19 protein-coding genes and 1 tRNA gene are annotated in these 16,651 nt (G+C 26.7%); 15 read left to right on the top strand and 5 right to left on the bottom strand.

Features of this window, described 5'->3' with window-relative positions:
• Positions 1 to 292 precede the first annotated feature (292 nt).
• Positions 293 to 499 (bottom strand): hypothetical protein, encoded by a 207-nt coding sequence (locus tag ACNF36_RS00510; protein ID WP_418303356.1) that lies wholly within the window; start codon positions 497 to 499, stop codon positions 293 to 295.
• A 181-nt stretch (positions 500 to 680) separates the two neighbouring features.
• Between ACNF36_RS00510 and ACNF36_RS00505 the strand changes: the two genes are divergently transcribed.
• The 7 genes from ACNF36_RS00505 (at position 681) to ACNF36_RS00475 (ending at position 6,945) form a co-directional block, all read left to right on the top strand.
• Complete coding sequence (locus tag ACNF36_RS00505; RefSeq protein WP_418303355.1) at positions 681 to 1,559, top strand: pseudouridine synthase; 879 nt, start codon at positions 681 to 683, stop codon at positions 1,557 to 1,559.
• A 2-nt stretch (positions 1,560 to 1,561) separates the two neighbouring features.
• A complete protein-coding gene (locus ACNF36_RS00500; protein ID WP_418303354.1) occupies positions 1,562 to 1,864 on the top strand; it encodes a glutamyl-tRNA amidotransferase in 303 nt (100 codons plus the stop codon).
• Complete coding sequence (locus ACNF36_RS00495) at positions 1,864 to 3,192, top strand: amidase family protein (RefSeq protein WP_418303353.1); 1,329 nt, start codon at positions 1,864 to 1,866, stop codon at positions 3,190 to 3,192. Before ACNF36_RS00500 ends, ACNF36_RS00495 begins: the two co-directional genes overlap by 1 nt.
• On the top strand, positions 3,185 to 4,615 hold the full coding sequence (gatB, locus tag ACNF36_RS00490) for an Asp-tRNA(Asn)/Glu-tRNA(Gln) amidotransferase subunit GatB (RefSeq protein WP_418303352.1): 1,431 nt from the start codon (positions 3,185 to 3,187) through the stop codon (positions 4,613 to 4,615). The genes ACNF36_RS00495 and gatB overlap by 8 nt, the downstream gene beginning before the upstream one ends.
• Complete coding sequence (locus tag ACNF36_RS00485; RefSeq protein WP_418303351.1) at positions 4,590 to 5,684, top strand: YihY/virulence factor BrkB family protein; 1,095 nt, start codon at positions 4,590 to 4,592, stop codon at positions 5,682 to 5,684. Before gatB ends, ACNF36_RS00485 begins: the two co-directional genes overlap by 26 nt.
• A gap of 46 nt (positions 5,685 to 5,730) precedes the next feature.
• Complete coding sequence (locus ACNF36_RS00480; protein WP_418303350.1) at positions 5,731 to 6,564, top strand: GNAT family N-acetyltransferase; 834 nt, start codon at positions 5,731 to 5,733, stop codon at positions 6,562 to 6,564.
• 84 nt (positions 6,565 to 6,648) lie between these two features.
• Complete coding sequence (locus ACNF36_RS00475) at positions 6,649 to 6,945, top strand: HU family DNA-binding protein (protein ID WP_257089537.1); 297 nt, start codon at positions 6,649 to 6,651, stop codon at positions 6,943 to 6,945.
• On the opposite strand, the gene recU is transcribed toward ACNF36_RS00475, so the two are convergent.
• The 4 genes from recU to ACNF36_RS00455 all read right to left on the bottom strand — a co-directional run bounded on the left by recU (position 6,942) and on the right by ACNF36_RS00455 (position 9,491).
• Positions 6,942 to 7,403: a Holliday junction resolvase RecU gene (gene recU, locus ACNF36_RS00470; protein WP_418303349.1), complete on the bottom strand. Its 462-nt coding sequence runs from the start codon at positions 7,401 to 7,403 to the stop codon at positions 6,942 to 6,944. The genes ACNF36_RS00475 and recU overlap by 4 nt on opposite strands.
• A gap of 13 nt (positions 7,404 to 7,416) precedes the next feature.
• The gene (locus tag ACNF36_RS00465; protein ID WP_418303348.1) at positions 7,417 to 8,562 is read right to left on the bottom strand and encodes a ComEC/Rec2 family competence protein; all 1,146 of its coding nucleotides are present in this window, start codon (positions 8,560 to 8,562) and stop codon (positions 7,417 to 7,419) included.
• Positions 8,563 to 8,804: 242 nt separating this feature from the next.
• Positions 8,805 to 9,314: an MAG0490 family ComEA-like DNA-binding protein gene (locus ACNF36_RS00460; protein ID WP_418303347.1), complete on the bottom strand. Its 510-nt coding sequence runs from the start codon at positions 9,312 to 9,314 to the stop codon at positions 8,805 to 8,807.
• 86 nt (positions 9,315 to 9,400) lie between these two features.
• A tRNA-Ser gene (locus ACNF36_RS00455) sits at positions 9,401 to 9,491 on the bottom strand.
• Positions 9,492 to 9,598: 107 nt separating this feature from the next.
• Between ACNF36_RS00455 and dcm_N the strand changes: the two genes are divergently transcribed.
• From dcm_N to ACNF36_RS00415, 8 genes are all read left to right on the top strand, one after another.
• The gene (gene dcm_N, locus ACNF36_RS00450) at positions 9,599 to 10,009 is read left to right on the top strand and encodes a DNA (cytosine-5-)-methyltransferase N-terminal subunit (RefSeq protein ID WP_418303346.1); all 411 of its coding nucleotides are present in this window, start codon (positions 9,599 to 9,601) and stop codon (positions 10,007 to 10,009) included.
• The gene (locus ACNF36_RS00445) at positions 9,939 to 10,385 is read left to right on the top strand and encodes a DNA cytosine methyltransferase (RefSeq protein WP_418303345.1); all 447 of its coding nucleotides are present in this window, start codon (positions 9,939 to 9,941) and stop codon (positions 10,383 to 10,385) included. The genes dcm_N and ACNF36_RS00445 overlap by 71 nt, the downstream gene beginning before the upstream one ends.
• Positions 10,385 to 10,798 (top strand): DNA methyltransferase, encoded by a 414-nt coding sequence (locus ACNF36_RS00440; protein WP_418303344.1) that lies wholly within the window; start codon positions 10,385 to 10,387, stop codon positions 10,796 to 10,798. The genes ACNF36_RS00445 and ACNF36_RS00440 overlap by 1 nt, the downstream gene beginning before the upstream one ends.
• 5 nt (positions 10,799 to 10,803) lie before the next feature.
• A complete protein-coding gene (locus tag ACNF36_RS00435; protein ID WP_418303343.1) occupies positions 10,804 to 12,048 on the top strand; it encodes an MAG4270 family putative restriction endonuclease in 1,245 nt (414 codons plus the stop codon).
• A 66-nt stretch (positions 12,049 to 12,114) separates the two neighbouring features.
• Entirely contained in the window at positions 12,115 to 13,203 is a 1,089-nt protein-coding gene (locus ACNF36_RS00430) for a M42 family peptidase (RefSeq protein WP_418303342.1), read from the top strand.
• Positions 13,204 to 13,351: 148 nt separating this feature from the next.
• The gene (locus ACNF36_RS00425) at positions 13,352 to 14,941 is read left to right on the top strand and encodes a hypothetical protein (protein WP_418303341.1); all 1,590 of its coding nucleotides are present in this window, start codon (positions 13,352 to 13,354) and stop codon (positions 14,939 to 14,941) included.
• On the top strand, positions 14,931 to 16,073 hold the full coding sequence (gene thiI / locus ACNF36_RS00420; RefSeq protein WP_418303340.1) for a tRNA uracil 4-sulfurtransferase ThiI: 1,143 nt from the start codon (positions 14,931 to 14,933) through the stop codon (positions 16,071 to 16,073). The genes ACNF36_RS00425 and thiI overlap by 11 nt, the downstream gene beginning before the upstream one ends.
• Before the next feature lie 106 nt (positions 16,074 to 16,179).
• On the top strand, positions 16,180 to 16,647 hold the full coding sequence (locus ACNF36_RS00415; RefSeq protein ID WP_323176471.1) for a hypothetical protein: 468 nt from the start codon (positions 16,180 to 16,182) through the stop codon (positions 16,645 to 16,647).
• The last annotated feature ends 4 nt before the right edge of the window (positions 16,648 to 16,651 follow it).

Below are 16,651 nucleotides of genomic sequence, written 5' to 3'. Positions count from 1 at the left end.
AAAACACCCCAACATCATTGAGGTGTTATTATGTCTAATTAAACCTTCTGTCCATTTTTAGTGTCCCAGTTTATTTTCTGTCTACTTTTCTTGTCCTAGTTTAACTAAATTTGTGATAGTAATTTTTATTTTTCTGATAAAAGTGACTAAATCGAACAAAGAGTATACTTTGTTTGTTTCATATTAAAATATTTTTACGAAGGAATTAAAACTGAAGTAGCTGATAAACTTATTTCATAGATTTTCTTAGAAGACTCCTCAATTTCCTTTCTAGAAATTGCTTAAGAAGATTTTAACTTATTCAATAAAGTCTCACATATTGATTTGATTTCTCTAATTTTGCTTGCCATTTGTGAGGTAATGTGTCTATAACACTATTCTCAGGTAATTGAGAATAAGCCGATTGGAATACTCCAGTAAATTGTGTTCTTTCTTCATCTGTGATTTTATCTTCTGGTTCTGTTGAAGAACATGATACGGCAAATCCTGTGATAGTCATAGTAGGTGCTAAATTAAGTCTTGCAGACTATATTTTCAGCAATTTTAATATCCATTTTGTATGTTGTTCAATACTTTATTAGAGGGTAAAAAATATGTTTTAACTAAAAGTATTGATATTACATTTTTTATTTTATTTAATAAAATAAAAAAATATAATTACATTAATAAAGCAGGTAGAAATGATAGAAATAAAAGCAACATTAAATGATTCAGGAAGAACAATCTTAAAACTTATTCAAAAATATTTCCCTAATTTAAGTAAAGGATTTGTTGAAAAGTTATTTAGGAAAAATGAAATTAAAATAAATGGATTAAGAAAAATTCCAAAAAATCAAATTGTAAATGAGAATGACGCTATCACTGTTTATGGTTTAAGTGAATCTGATTTGCAACAAGAATATGAAGTTAAAAAATCAGCTCCAGTTAATTTGAAAGTTTTATATGAAGATGAAAATATTTTAGTTTTAAATAAAGCGACTGGAATTTCAGTTCACGATGAAGATGATTCATTAGATGAACAAGTTTTATCATATTTAAACTATGTACCTACTGATAGTTTTAAACCGACGCACGTTGGTCGTTTGGATAAAGAAACAAGTGGGATCATCACTTATGCTAAAACTTATGAGGCCGCTAGACAATTGAATGATAATAGTGAATTCATCATTAAAAAATATATTTTCATCAGTGATATTAAGTTAGATAACTTTTCTGAACATAAACCTTTTGTAGTTAACAATTGAATTTACAAAGATGAATCAAATAAAAAAATGAAAGTTGCAAAAAGTAATAAAAGAGACGCTAAGCAAGCGACAACTTTATTTTATTCAGAAAAAAATCGAAAAATTGCACAAATTAAAACAGGTAGAAAGCACCAAATTCGTGTGACTTTATCAAATTTAGGTTTTCCTATTCACGGTGACAAAAAGTATGGTGGTAAAAAAGAAACTAGATTAATGTTACATTCATATTATGTTAAATATAAAAATATGAAGAATAATTTAAGTTATTTAAATGATTTAGAGTTATATTGCTTACCTAATTGAAAGAAAGGTTAATTATGGAAAAATTAGATATTGAAAAATTAAACCAAATAGTTAAATCATTAATGTTTGAACCTACTAAAGAAGTTCAAGAACAAATTTTGTTAATTTGAAAAGATATTCAAGATGGAATTAAACTTCTTGACAAACTTGATTTATTAAATGTAAAACCAATGGAAAGAATTAATGAGCAGTCTATTTTAGAACTCCTACGTGAGGATATTGAAGATATGAGTTATTCAGTTTCAAAAGAAAACATTTTAGATAATGCAAAAGAAAAAGATAGTGACTTTATTTTACTTACAAAGGTGGTTAAATAATGAGTAGAGAATTTTTAAATAAAGGTAATTTCGAATCTGCGTACAATGAACTTCAAAATGATAAAAATAATGCAGTTAGCTGCTTATATGAAAAATCAGAACAAGTTTCAAATTCAAACAATCTACTCAATGGTGTTGTTTTAACTATCAAAGATGTTTTTGCAACAGAAGATAAAATCACTAGAGCTTCAAGTAAGATTTTAGAAAACTTCAAACCTTATTACAATGCTACTGTTGTTGAAAGACTTTTACAAAATGGTGCAATTCCGGTTGCTAAGGTTAATAATGATGAATTAGCTTTAGGAGGTACAGGAACTCATAGTGCTTATGGTTTAATAGTTAACCCCAAAGATACTAAACGTTATGTTGGTGGTTCTTCATCAGGTTCAGCTGCAACAATGACAAAAAATATAGGGATTGCCTTAGGTTCAGATACTGGAGATAGTGTTAGATTACCTGCTTCATTCAATGGTTTAGTAGGATTTAAACCATCATATGGTGCGATTAGTAGATATGGAATGTTTGCTTATGCTTCATCATTAGATACAGTTGCTTACTTTACTCATAATGTAAATGATGCAATCATTACTGCACAAGCTGCTTTTGGTAAAGATGACAAAGATATGACTTCAGTTGACGTTCAAATAAACAATGCAATCAAAACAAAACCAAAATCAGTAGTTGCTCTTGATTTTAGTTCATTAACAAAAGATTATGTGAATGCAAGATTTAACCAGTTACTCGAAAAATTAAGAGAGCAAGGGATAGAAGTCAAATTAGTTCAACCAAATTTTGATATTTTAAACACAATTTCTATTGTTTATAAAATCATTTCTTTCTCTGAAGCTAGTTCAAATTTATCTAACTTAAACGGAATAGCTTTTGGTTCAAGGGTTGATGGAAACTCTTGAGAAGAAGTTATGTTTAATACAAGAAGTCAAAAATTTGGAAAAATGGTTCAAGAGAGATTAAGTTTAGGAAGTTACTTTTTATATTCAGAAAATCAAGAAGAAATTTTTATTAAAGCTCAAAAAGCTAGAAGAGTTATTGCTAAATACTTTGAGGACTTGAAAACACAAGGCGATGTTTTAATCTTTCCGGCTTATGTAGGTATTGCTCCATTATTTGAAGATAAATCAAAAAATGGTGTTATGGACTTTATTTTAACTGGTGCAAATTTATCAGGTCACCCATCAATAACAATTCCATTAGGTGAATATGAAAATATGCCATATAACTTAGCTCTTGAAACAAAATTATATTCAGATGGAAAATTATTAGGTTATGCAGAATACTTTGAAGAACTTATAGGAGATTTAAATGAATAATTTTGAAACTATTATAGGAATTGAAATTCACGTTGAATTAAAAACTAAAACAAAAATGTTTTCACCAGCCGGAATCGACTTTAATGCAGAACCTAATACAAAAGCACACCAAATTGACTTAGCTTACCCCGGAACATTGCCTCAAGTTAATAAAAGAGCAGTTGAATATGGAATCAAACTTGCAAAAGCACTTAATATGCAAATTGATGATGAATTACATTTTGATAGAAAAAACTACTTTTATCCAGATTTACCAAAAGGTTATCAAATTACACAGTTTTTTAGACCAATTGGAAGCAATGGTTATGTAGAAATTCAAACTTCAGATGGATTAAAAGAAATCGGTATCGAAAGAATTCACCTTGAAGAGGATACTGCAAGACAACACCACGATGATTTAGTTACAAAATTAGATTATAATAGAGCAGGAATCCCTTTAATTGAAATTGTTACTTACCCAGTGATTAGAAGCAGTGAGGAAGCTGCATTATATGTTGATATGATTAGAAAAATTGTGCAATTTTTAGATATTTCTGAAGGTAAGTTAGAACAAGGAACCTTAAGAGCCGATATTAATATTTCGCTTAAACCTTATGGTGTAGATAAATTCGGAACAAAAGTTGAAATAAAAAATATGAACTCAATTTCTAACATCAAAAAAGCAATTGATAATGAAATTAAAATTCAAAAAGAAAAACTTCTTAAAGGCGAAGAAATATTACAACAAACAAAACGTTTTGATGATCAAACTAACACAAACGTGGTTATGAGAACTAAAACAGGTTCTGTTGATTACAAATATTTTGCAGATCCAAACATTCCAATCATCAAGTTATCTCAAGCATTTATTGATAATGTTAAATTAAATGAGCTTCCAAACCGAAAAGTAAAAAGATATAAAGATGCAAATATTGCAGATATTTACATTAACAGTTTAATTGATGATATACCATTATCTAATTACTTTGACTCTATTTATTATGATAACAAGGAAGCTTTATCAAAAATTTTCTTCTCAGAAGTAGTTTCATTAGCAAACGCACAAAATAAACACGTTATTGATCTTGATATTAAACCTGAATATTTAGTTCAAAGTTTACAATTATTAAATCAAGAAGTTATTTCAAGTAAGTCGCTTAAAAAACTTATAACACTATTACCAAGTTATAAAGGTGACATAAATGACTTATTAGATGCGCACAAATTGAAACAAATAACAGATAAAAATATTATTGCAAGTTATATAGACACAATTATTAAAAATAATATTTCAATGTTAGATGAATATGAAACTAGACCTGAAAGAGTTATTAAATTTATACTTGGTGCATTAATGAAAGAAACTAATGGACAAGTTAATCCACAGTTGTCAAATGATATTGTTTTAGAAAAAATCAATGAGTTTATTAAACAAAAAAACTAATACAAACACTGATTATAATAAGTTAATAAAACTTAAAAATGTAACTAAAAAAACTAAAAAAACCTTTCATCAAAACTTAATTTTTCCTGAAAGATTTACATTTTTCTCAAAGATTTATGAGTTTATAATCAAGAAATGCTTGATTAGATTTTTCGCAAGCATACTGATTTGAGTTAGAAATGAATCAGATCATAGAAAACGTTTAAAAGTCGTGGATAATGTATATAGTAAATTCACAAGTAGTGAATATAACTTTATTTGATTGTCCACTGCATTTTACTTATTAATATCATTTGTCCCTGTAATATATGTGGTTTTCTTGTTAAACATATTTTTCGGTTTTATTCCAGGGTATAACAATCTAGTTGGAAGTAATTTCCAAGATAACTTCATAACAATTATTATGTCAAGATTTATCCCTGGGTCACAAAACTACTTACAAAGCATTCAAATGAAAGATCAAGGTACATCTGCTTTCAATTTACAAGCATTGCTACCTAACATTTTCCTATTTTTATCATCACTATATATATCAAGCACAGGATATGGAAAGTTAATTTCAGCAAATAACTACATTTACAAACACAATAAAATTGGTTCATATTGAGGTAATAAAATAAAAGGATTATTCTTAGTTTTATTTGTATCAATATTATTCTGATTTTTCTCAACGATCGATATCATCATTGAAACAAAAATAACAGAAAAATATAATGGAACGATTTGATTAAACACATTTGTTTATATATTAATTTCATTTGTTTTTGTGTTTGTAATGTTAGTTGGTTTATTCAAACTTATTCCATCATTTAAGTTAACTATTAAATCCGTTTATAAAGGAGCTATCTTATCAACCACTCCAATTGTTTTATTAGTATTATTGTTTAAAACAATTAATCAACACATTAACTATGACAAATATGGTGGTCCTGTAGGGTTCTTCCTTACAATTGCATTCTTTATAAACTGAGTTGTTTATTTTATGTTCTTAGGTATTGCTTTCAATAATGCATACTATAAAAACTACATTAGTGAGAGAACAATCACAAAGAGAAATTGATTTATTTAACCAGTATACACTGGTTATTTTTATTACAAAAGAGTATAATTAAAATATGAGAAAAATGTTAAAGCTAACTAATGACTATAAAGATAGAATTTTAGAATTCCTTTATACACAAGATAAATACCTTAATATGATGTTAATTGCAGATATTGAAACATTTGGTCTAGAAGGCGAAAATATTGATAGTTACATTGATTATGTAAATGAAAGACCTGTTTTAATTTTTTATAGATTCCATGATACATTGTTAATTTTCGGAAGAAAATTAAGAGGTAAATATGAAGATTTAGAGAATATTGTTAAAAAATATAATATAAAGAACTTTGTCTATCAAAAAGAACTTTATAACGAATTAAATAATGCATTATCAGTAATTATTGGAAATAATATTGTCCCTACTTATCAATATGTTTTAACTTTAAATAAAAAAGATTTTAAGAAACCAAGCAATTTAAAATCAACAATGATTAAAATTTCAGATCTGGAAAATATCATTGAAAGTAGAAAATTAATTCCTGAATTTACAGGACTATCATCGCATACTCTTGATATTAAACACTTAAAAAGATCATTTGAAAAAGGTGCATATTGAGGATATGTGCTAAAAGATGAAAATGAGAAAGTTTTATCACATGCATCGATTAACTGTCAATCAAAAGATGCGGTTATGATCGGAGGTGTTTTCACAATTCCTGAAGCAAGAAAGAAAGGCTATGCAAAGGATTGTGTAATGAACATTTGCGAAAGAATACTATATATAGAAAAAACACCTGTTTTGTTTTTCAGCAACAAAATTGCAGGTGCTATGTATTATGGACTTGGCTTCAAAGATTATGATAAGATCGCATTAACAAAAGTTAAACCTACAATCAAACAAAAATAATTACTTTTATCCCTAAAAATTGTGGAAAAAAGTTTTTTTGTATTATAATATTGTTATTACAAGCTTTTAAAAGGAGACATTGAAATGACTAAAAAAGAATACATTTTAGAAGTTGCAGATCGTGCTGAAATGACACCAAGAGATGTTGAAAGAGTTTTCGATGCTATGGTTTTCGTTCTTAAAGAACAATTAATCATGGAAGATAAAGTTAGATTATCACATTTAGGAATTTTTTCAACAACAGTTAAACCACAAAGAAAAATGGTAAACAAATTCAAAAAATCAGAAAATGATGCTGATTTTATTGTGGTTCCACAAAGACGTGTTGTCAAATATACACCTTCAAAATACTTACGTGAATTAATAGATTTTAAAGCTTAATTTAAAAATGTTAAATATCCAGGAAATTCTAAAAATAACTTTTTAGAATTTCTTTTTATTTCTTCATATTTGACACTACTTTTATTTTTAAAATATTGTAATAATTCTGGAACAGTTATTTTGTAGAACTCATCATATAATGAAAAGTACACAATAGCAAAAGAAATGCCTTTATTGCTATGTATAAGGTTTAAATATTCTATTTGATGTTTCTTAAATAATTTTTTAGTGAGTGAATTATTATTTGTACTCTTGGCTTCGAAACAAATAAATTGACCATTATACATACCTATGTAATCCACTGTTGATTTCTTAATTCTAAATGAACCCAAGACATTATTTTTAGTCTTTGATTGGATATTTTTTATATCAAGAGGAGTGCTCTTTTTCTCAATGAATGCAATGTTCTCTTGTCATAAATAAGCTATAGTGTTGTTGATTATTTTTTCTAAAAACATCCCTCTATTTTTATTATTTGAACTCATTTGCATATTCTAATTTCTCCATTCTTAATTCAAGTTCAGCTATCCTATGTTTTATAAAGTCAGATGATCTAACTTTCTCTAATCTTTTCATTTTTAAGAACATTAATCTGGAAATATAAATGTATATAAATGGATAAATTATGTAGTATCAAAATTGATAATAAAACTTATATGTAACATTTGCTTTTGATAATAGCTGGATGAAAGATTGTGCTAACTCAGCAAATGGAACTGCTATAAAAGTTATTGGTAAAGTTAAGGTAAAGAAAATAATTAAAAACTGAAATATTGGTGTCAAAATAATTGAGTAAACATAAGATATTAAACTGATTTCTCTTATATATGCACTAATTATGGATATAGAAATGAATCAGGGTATGAAATAACCTACAAAAAAGTTTGCTGCTTTTTGCTTTCGTTTTTTAGGTTTTAAAAATTTATCCAAATCTACATTTAACATAACGATAGTCAAAATATATGATAGTCAATAACCTAAATTCATAACACTGTAAGGTCTAAAAGATAAGAATAAAAATGCTATTACGAATAATGGACAACCGACATTCAATTCTTGATCTTTTTTAAATATTTTTCAAAAATGAATGACAAGTATAAATAAATAAGTTCTTATGATTGACACTGATTTCTTGCAAAATAGAAAATAAATAGTAAGTACAAGAATTTGTAATATTCCATATTTATCAAATTTTGAAAATATCATTCTAACGAATATGTAAATAGTACCCAAATGTAGACCGCTAACAATCATTAAATGAACTACTCCCATTTCTTTTAAGGTAGTTAATGTTTCGTTATTTGTAGATGTGTTTATACCAAAAATTAATGGGAAAATAAAATCAGAATATGCTTTATTTTTGTTTAGAAAATGATTATAAAACATATGTCTTAAACTGGATCAATTATTAACAACAATAACTTTGTTAGGTTTAATTAAAAAATCAATTTCATTAGCCAGCAAGTAATTTGATTTTTCTTTAACTTCCTTCAATGTTCCTCAAATAAATATTTTTGAATAGATAGTTATTTGGTCTTTAGCAGATTTTAATTCAGACCTATTGAGTATGAATTTGTTCATAAATTTATCCTCAACATAAAGAGCTTTATCCGACATATCAATCACTGTGTAAGTTTCGGAGACACCTTTATTACTGTAAAATCAGGCATTTATAATAATATGTTTAAGATTAAAAAATATCAAAAATGTCAATAATATTGCTAACAAAATTACGAAGTCATTTCTTTTTAAAATAATGGAAAAAATAAAGAGTGGAATTAAATATACTAATAAAATTAAATCAGAAGTGACTAGCAATAAACAAAATACAGATAAAATTAAAAAGAAATTAAACCATCTTAAGTTAATTCTATAACCGTTTGTAAGTATTCTATAGTACGAGTAGAAATTCCTTTTATATCTAGCAATTCTCGTCATGAGTGTAAACTTTCATTCTTTTCGCGATGTTTATAAATTAACTTTGCAACTCTTGAGTTTAAACCTAATCATTTTAAAGTCTCAACATCTTTGATTTCTTCCCATTTTATTTTGTATTTTCTTAAACCGACATTAATGACACTAGATGTAGTTGCTAAATCATCTAAGTTGTAACTGCTTATATCTGAACTTGTTTTAAGCTTTACTTTATTAAAAACATCTCTATATGATAAAGGCTTATCTGATTCAAATGTAGCAGGAAATAATACATTACCAGCTACTGTATATTTATAAATTTTCTTTTGCTTATTTAGTTCGTCATCTATTTTCTTTGTTTGTTTTATTTCTGTAAATTTAACAACACTTATGAAAATACCTGAGCTTAAACAAATAATTACTAATAATATATTGAATCAACTAATCTTTTTCATACATATATTTAGTAAATTTCTTCAAAAATGTACAAAGTAGTAAAAAAGTGCATAAAAAAACACTCAAAGAGTGATTTGTTAACAATTGGCGGGGCAGAGAGGATTCGAACCTCCGCTGGTGTTGCCACCACTACAGTCTTAGCAGGACCGCCTCTTCAGCCTCTTGAGTACTACCCCAATAATTAAAAATATTATAATATAAAAAATAGATTTTCTTAATTCAATTAAAAAAATATTTCAACTTATCAATTATGCTTCTCTAATTCCGTTAAAATAAAAAAATCATGAAAAAAGAAATTACATTATTCGAAATGTTCGCAGGAATAGGTTCGCAATACAAAGCATTAAAAAATATATCTAAGAAATTGAATTTTACAGTTAAATCACTAGGAACATGTGATTTTTATATTGATGCGATTGTATCGTATTTAAGTATTCACTACGGTATATTAGAACCAGAAAATAAGTTGACTAAAGAAGAAATGCTTGATAAATTAAACAAGTATCTTTTTTCTGCCGACTCCAAAAAACCAGTTAATAAAAAATACTTTACGAGAATGCCAGAAAATAAATTAAGAAATTTATTCTCTTATCTTTATTCATATGTTGATAATGACTATATGAGTGAAAGATACGGCTTCAGAGAGAGAGAGAGAGAGAGAGAGAGAGAGCGGCACAGACATTACTGTTTATAATACTTTACCTAAGAGTATAGATATTTTTACTTATTCATTCCCTTGTCAAGATTTATCACAGCAAGGTAAACAAAGAGGAATTAACGAAAATACAAGATCAGGGTTATTGTATGAAATTGAAAGAATTCTTAAAAATAATTTAGATAGATTGCCTAAGGTCTTATTATTAGAAAACGTTAAAGCATTGGCTTCATCTAAATTCAAAAACGATTTTCTCAAATGAATAGATGCATTGGAAACATTGGGTTATAAAAGTTATTGAAAAGTTTTAAATGCAGTTGATTCAGGTTCGGCTCAAAACAGAGAAAGAGTTTTTATGGTTTCTATTTTGGATGGGAAGATTTTGAATTCATTCAAAAGAATGAAAAAAACTTAATGCTTAATCAAATCATCGATGAAAATGCTGTTCATATCGATCTGACAAAATTATTAACTTTATACAAAAAGACACCATTTACGTTAACCAAAAACAAAATCAATAAGTCTAGATTATTGGGGTACACTAATTTCAATAGCGAATCTTACATTTATAAAACAGATCACAAAGGTCCTACATTGACTGCTTCTGGTGCAAATGCAAGACTTAAATTTTTATTAGAAGAAGACAAATTAGTTTTAATGAATTCAGAAGAAGCATATCTATATATGGGATTCGACAAAGTTGATGCATTAAAGGTTCGTCAAACCGGTTTAGTTAATGAAAATAAAATGATTTTTACAGCCGGAAACAGCATATCCGTTGAAGTTTTAGAAGATATATTTAATGAAGTTATTAAAAAATATTTTTAATTATTATGAATTTTAAATCTAGTGAATTTGTAAATTTAAAAAAACAAATTAAAATTTATAGCATTTTAAACGTATTTTCTAAAGAAAACAGCAAAAATCATTTTGATGCAAAAATCTATTGTTTTTTTGATTCAAATGGACTATTAATTTATTGATACATAAAATTTCTTGCAGGTACATCCTTAGATTTAAAAACTACTGCAAGATGATTTAAGGATAAAACCACCACATTTAAATGTAGGGAAAAATTATTTTCACTTATCGGTAACAGTTTAAAACAAGAACCTAGAGAAAACAAAAATGATAAAAATATCTTATTTTTAAATAATCAGGAACTGGCCGCTTTGAATTATTATGTTAATTTTGATTATAAAGGAACTTTTAACAACTTAATTGGTATATTAAAAGGTAATAATCCAGCAGGTAGTTATTTAAAACCCAATAGTTCCGAAGTAAAGTCTAATTATGAAAATCTAAAGAATAATCCACTTATGTATTTGGACATTATTAAAGACAATTGATATTACAATAGTTTTAAAAGGTTTATAGCAAATGAAGATGATTTTAATAATCTACTTAGCACTTTAAAAAATGAAAATGATTTTATTAATTACTTCAAAAATAGTGGTAATAATTCATTTTTACCTATTCAAGATTTAATTCATACAATTGAATACGAAAATAAAACAAAAGGTCTTAATGATGATGAAACTAGAAAGGCATTTAGAAATAAAATCCAAAGAGTCAAAAAATCACTAGAAACATTATTTAAAATTCAAAATGAAATAGAAAATCAAATTTCAAGAACTAGATCAAAAGTCCAAAAAATCCCTACTGAATCAATTCAATCATTTAATTTAGAAGAAAATACAATAATTGAAAGAGCTCATATTTATCCTGTTTACAAAATAAGGGAAAGAATAAGAAATGAAACAGAAAAATTATTTTCCAAAAACATTGTTGATTCAAGAGATAAATTTAAAACAGATGCATTAACGATGATTTCTGATGTAAATAATTTGTTAAATTTATCACCTGATATTCACAAAATTTATGATAAACAGAATCTTATTTATTGAGACACAAGTGGAAAGTTGTGCTTTATTCGCAAGGATAAAATTTCGAATGATAGTCAAGAAAAGTTAAGTAAATCATTTAATCAAATTAGAAATTTAACACCTGAAATGAAGAAATATTTACAAATGTATTTTGATGAAATAGCAAGTACTTATATTCATAAAAAAGATTAGCTTATGTGTGGAATAAAAGCTAAAAATGTATAAAATTTATAACATCTATAAATATAAGGAGTTTGTATGGAAAAAAAATATGAAAAATTAGCTTCTAGATTAGAAAAATATATGTCAATTGAAGCTATTTCTAGATTTGAAGAACCAGTTGCAGATGAATTAAGAAAAAACATTAAACCAGGTTTTGAAATTTCACGTGATGCATTTGGTTCAATTATTTTCTTCAAAAAATCTAAAGTCGCTAATGCACCTAAAGTTATGTTAGCTGCTCACATGGATGAAGTTGGTTATATGGTTAAATCAATTGCTGAAAACGGAAACATATTAGTTACAACAATTGGTGGTGTTTGACCATCTGTAGTTATTGGAACAAAAGCAGTTGTAGTTTCATCAAAAACAAATGAAAGATTTTATGGTGTATTCGGACACACAAGTATTCACATTATGGATAGAGACAAAATCTCAGTCGCACTTAAAGAATCAGACTTATTTGTTGATTTAGGTTTCAAATCTAAAAAAGAAGTTGAAGAAGCACACATTCAAATTGGGGACAAAATTTTCTTATCTGGAGAAACAATTCATTTTGCAAATAACATTATTGGTGGAAAAGCAATGGACAATAGAGCAGGTGTGACTGCTTTAGAATTTATTGCAAATAATATTGCTGATTTAGAATTAGGATGTGATGTTTACTTAGTGGGAACAGTTCAAGAAGAAGTTGGAACAAGAGGTGCTAAAACATCAGTTTCAATCATTAATCCAGATGTTGCTTTCGCTGTTGACACAGGTGCTGCACACGATACAACAGGTGCAAAACCTGGGACACCAGTTTTAGGTAAAGGAGTAAGTCTTCTAGTTAAAGATGGTGGAACATTGCCAGATCCAAAATTAATTAATGTATTAACAAATATTGCTGCTACAAAAGAAATTCCAGCTTACAAATATGTTGCAGAGGGTGGAGGAACTGATGCGGCCGAATTACAATTTGCTCCTGGTGGTGCTGCAGTTATGACAATTTCAATTCCACAAAGATACTTACACAGTCCAATTGGATTAGCTTCACTTGTTGATATTCAAGCTACAATTGATTTAATGACTGAATTTATCAAAGCATTTGATAAAGAAATGTATGAAGAAAAATTAGCTTACAAATAGTATTGAATTTAGAAATTAAAAGTAGATAGAAAAGCTATCTGCTTTTTTGCTTTAAATTAGTTTTTAGACAGCTTGATAAGGCTATCATTTAGAGCTAAAAGTAATATAATATAGAAAATTTAATAATAGACTCAGGAGGTACGAGATTATGGCAAAAGTATTGTTCATACTTATAATAATTGTTTCAATTATTGTTCTTTTACTTTTAGTCTACTTGCTTTCTGTGAACTTATTTAAACAATCATTACAAAAATTTAGTATACGCTCAAAAGATGCGATAACTAAACAAAATCATCAAAATCAATCTTTATATTCAAAAGTTAAAACAACAACTTATTTTAATCACGAGCTTGAGAATATGCTTAATTCGTTGATCGAAGTGAAACAAAGTATCGAAACTATAAATCAAGAAATTTCAGTTAAACTTTCTGAACTTGATGAATTGCTAGTTGAAAAACAAAAAGTTAAATCTTACAAAAAATATAAAGCAATTAAACAACAACAAAAAGAAGTTTCTAGAAAACAAATAGAATTTAACAAAATTTCAGATGACTATTCAAAGAACTGAAACAACATTGATGAAATCACTTCAACAATCCTGGAGATTAGGGACTTTTTAAATGGCAAGCTTAAAAGTTATGAGAAAGCAATACCAAATCAATATGAAAATCTTCAAAACAAATTAGCTGAATTATCAATTCAAATTACATTAATTGACGATCTTAAAGTTAAAGCAGATTTCTTAAGAGCTCTTGAAAACATAACAAAGAGAAAAGAAGAATTGGAGAACTATACAAAAATCATTTTTGCATCAAAAAATATTGAGTATTCACTTTTTGAATCTCTACCAAAAGTGCTTGAGCAAGCTATAAAAGATAAAAATAACGAGCAAATTAAAGGTAAATTAATAGAGTTAAAGGATAAAACCACAGCACTTCAATCAGCTATTAAAGGTAAAAATACCGCTGAAACTTTAGATGCAAATATTAAGTCAGTTTATAGAACTTTTTACAAATTAGTCAACCTTGTTAATTCAATGTTTTCTATTAAAGATTTCATTGATCAAACAATTCCAATTATTCGTGATTTATATTCTAAATTGAATAAAACTCACAAAAACATACTTGCACCAAATAGTATTCAACAAAAAAAATATGAATCAGTAAAGAACGCATTTGACAAAATCAAACAATCTTTTGAAAATAAATCATTAAAAAACATCCAAACATTAGTTCAAGATTTAGTTGTTAAATATGAAAATTATGAAAAAACTAATGTAGTTATTGAATCAAAATCTAAAGAATTAAAAGAACTAAATGATAATTTCCAAATTCAAATTGATGAAGCTATTGATACCTATTTATCTTGCATTTACCATCCTGAAATCCCAAATGATCCAAAAATAAATAAATTAAGAACTGAATTAATTTATTTATATGAAAGAAATTTCAAAAAACAAAAGTCCTGAAATAAAATTAAGACAATTTGAGACGAATTCATTAGTAAATTAACTACTTTAATTAAAGTGATTTCGCTCAACGCAAAATACAAAGAAATCTATAACAATATAAGATTAGAACTTCAAAGAAATGACTCATTTATAAATAATCAAGAAACTTTTGCTAATTACATTGATATTAGCAAAAGTATTGAGAATGTAATTAAAGAAGAAAATAATTATAAAAATGCTTATTTAGCACTTAAAAAGTTTTTAATAAAGGAGAAATATGTACAGTAAAATTTTGATTCGTTACGGCGAGTTAGTGCTGAAAAAGAAAAACAGAAAACAGTTTATTAATCAACTTGCAATTAATATTAAACACATTGTTGGTGTAACTCCAGAAGTTGAATTTGACAGAATGTATTTACCTTATTCAGAGGAAAATATGAATAACTTAAATTATGTATTCGGAATCAGTTCATACTCACCGGTTATGGTAGTTGAAAATGATATGGAAGTTTTCGCAAATGCAGTTTTATCATCAATTAGACCTGATTCAAAAACTTTTAAAATTGCTGCTAGAAGAAATTACAAAAAGTTTGAATTCTCATCAGATCAAATTAATAATTACCTAGGTGGTGTAGTCTTAAAAAACACAAATCTTAAAGTTGATGTACATAACCCTGACCAAACTTTTTATGTTGAAGTTAGAAACGGAAAAACTTACATTTTCTCTGATTACACTAAAGGTTTAGGAGGTTTACCTGTAGGAGTGTCAGGCAAAGTTCTTCACCTTATTTCTGGTGGTTTTGATTCTCCAGTCGCTGCTTGACAAATGATGAAAAGAGGACTCAAAGTTGACTTTTTAACCTTTATCACACCTCCTCAAACAGATATTAGAACTGTAGAAAAAATTACAAATTTGGTTAAAGTTTTAAATAAATATCAAGTAACATCAAACTTATTGATCGCAGATTACTCACACTTAATGAACTACATTTCATTTGTTTCAAAAGAATCATACAAAATCACTTTAATGAGAAGAAGTTTTTACCGTATAGCTGAGCAAATAGCACAAAAATATAATCAACAAGCAATTTCAAATGGTGATAATTTAGGTCAAGTTGCATCTCAAACAATTGAATCATTATCAACAATTGGAGAAGCGACAAGAATGCAAATTTTACGTCCATTATTAACATACGACAAAAATGATATTATTGATATTGCTAGAAAAATCGGTACAGAAAATATTTCAATTATTAAAGCTAATGAAACTTGTGAACTATTTGCGCCTAAAGAACCAGTTACAAAGCCTACAATCCAGGAAGCTTTAAGACTTGAAAATGAACTTGAAAATATTAAAGAACTAGAGCAAGAATTGCTAAATTCAAAAATCGAATTAGTTAAATTCAAAAAAGAAATTTAAGCTGTATAGCTTATTTTTTTATGCAACTTAAAACTTTTTATTTCTATGCCATAGACCTTTTAGTTTCATACATAAAAAAATAAATTATTTATAATAATAAATAATTATGAATACACTACTTAACAAAAATATTAATAAGCAAAATTCAAAAGTTTCAAGAAAAGAAAATTCACAATCATTTTTAGGCTACAAAACTGGTGACGTTGCTTCAGCAAAAATAATTACATCAGGTTCAAAGTTTATAAAACTTCATGACAAATATGGTAATTCATTTTTGATTTACAGAAAAGACATTACAGATTTTACACATCATCAAATGTCGGATTTATTTTCAATTGGCGACATTATCAACTTTATTGTTTTAAATTTTGATAACAATAAAAAACAAGGTTTAGGTTCATTTAAGAAAAATCATCCAAACCATCAAGGGAAAGACTTTTACAAAAGAGAAAAATATTACAATGAACTAAAAGCGACAAAAAATGGATTTAGAAATTTAATTAATTACACAAATAGTTATTTTGTTGAAAATAAGAAATACGACAATAAAAATAATAATCACAAGAATAAGTAGTTAA

It is taken from the genome of Mycoplasma sp. 4463 (assembly GCF_048381515.1).
GTDB lineage: Bacteria > Bacillota_I > Bacilli_A > Mycoplasmatales > Metamycoplasmataceae > Mycoplasmopsis.
This window is presented reverse-complemented; position numbering and strand designations above follow the sequence as displayed.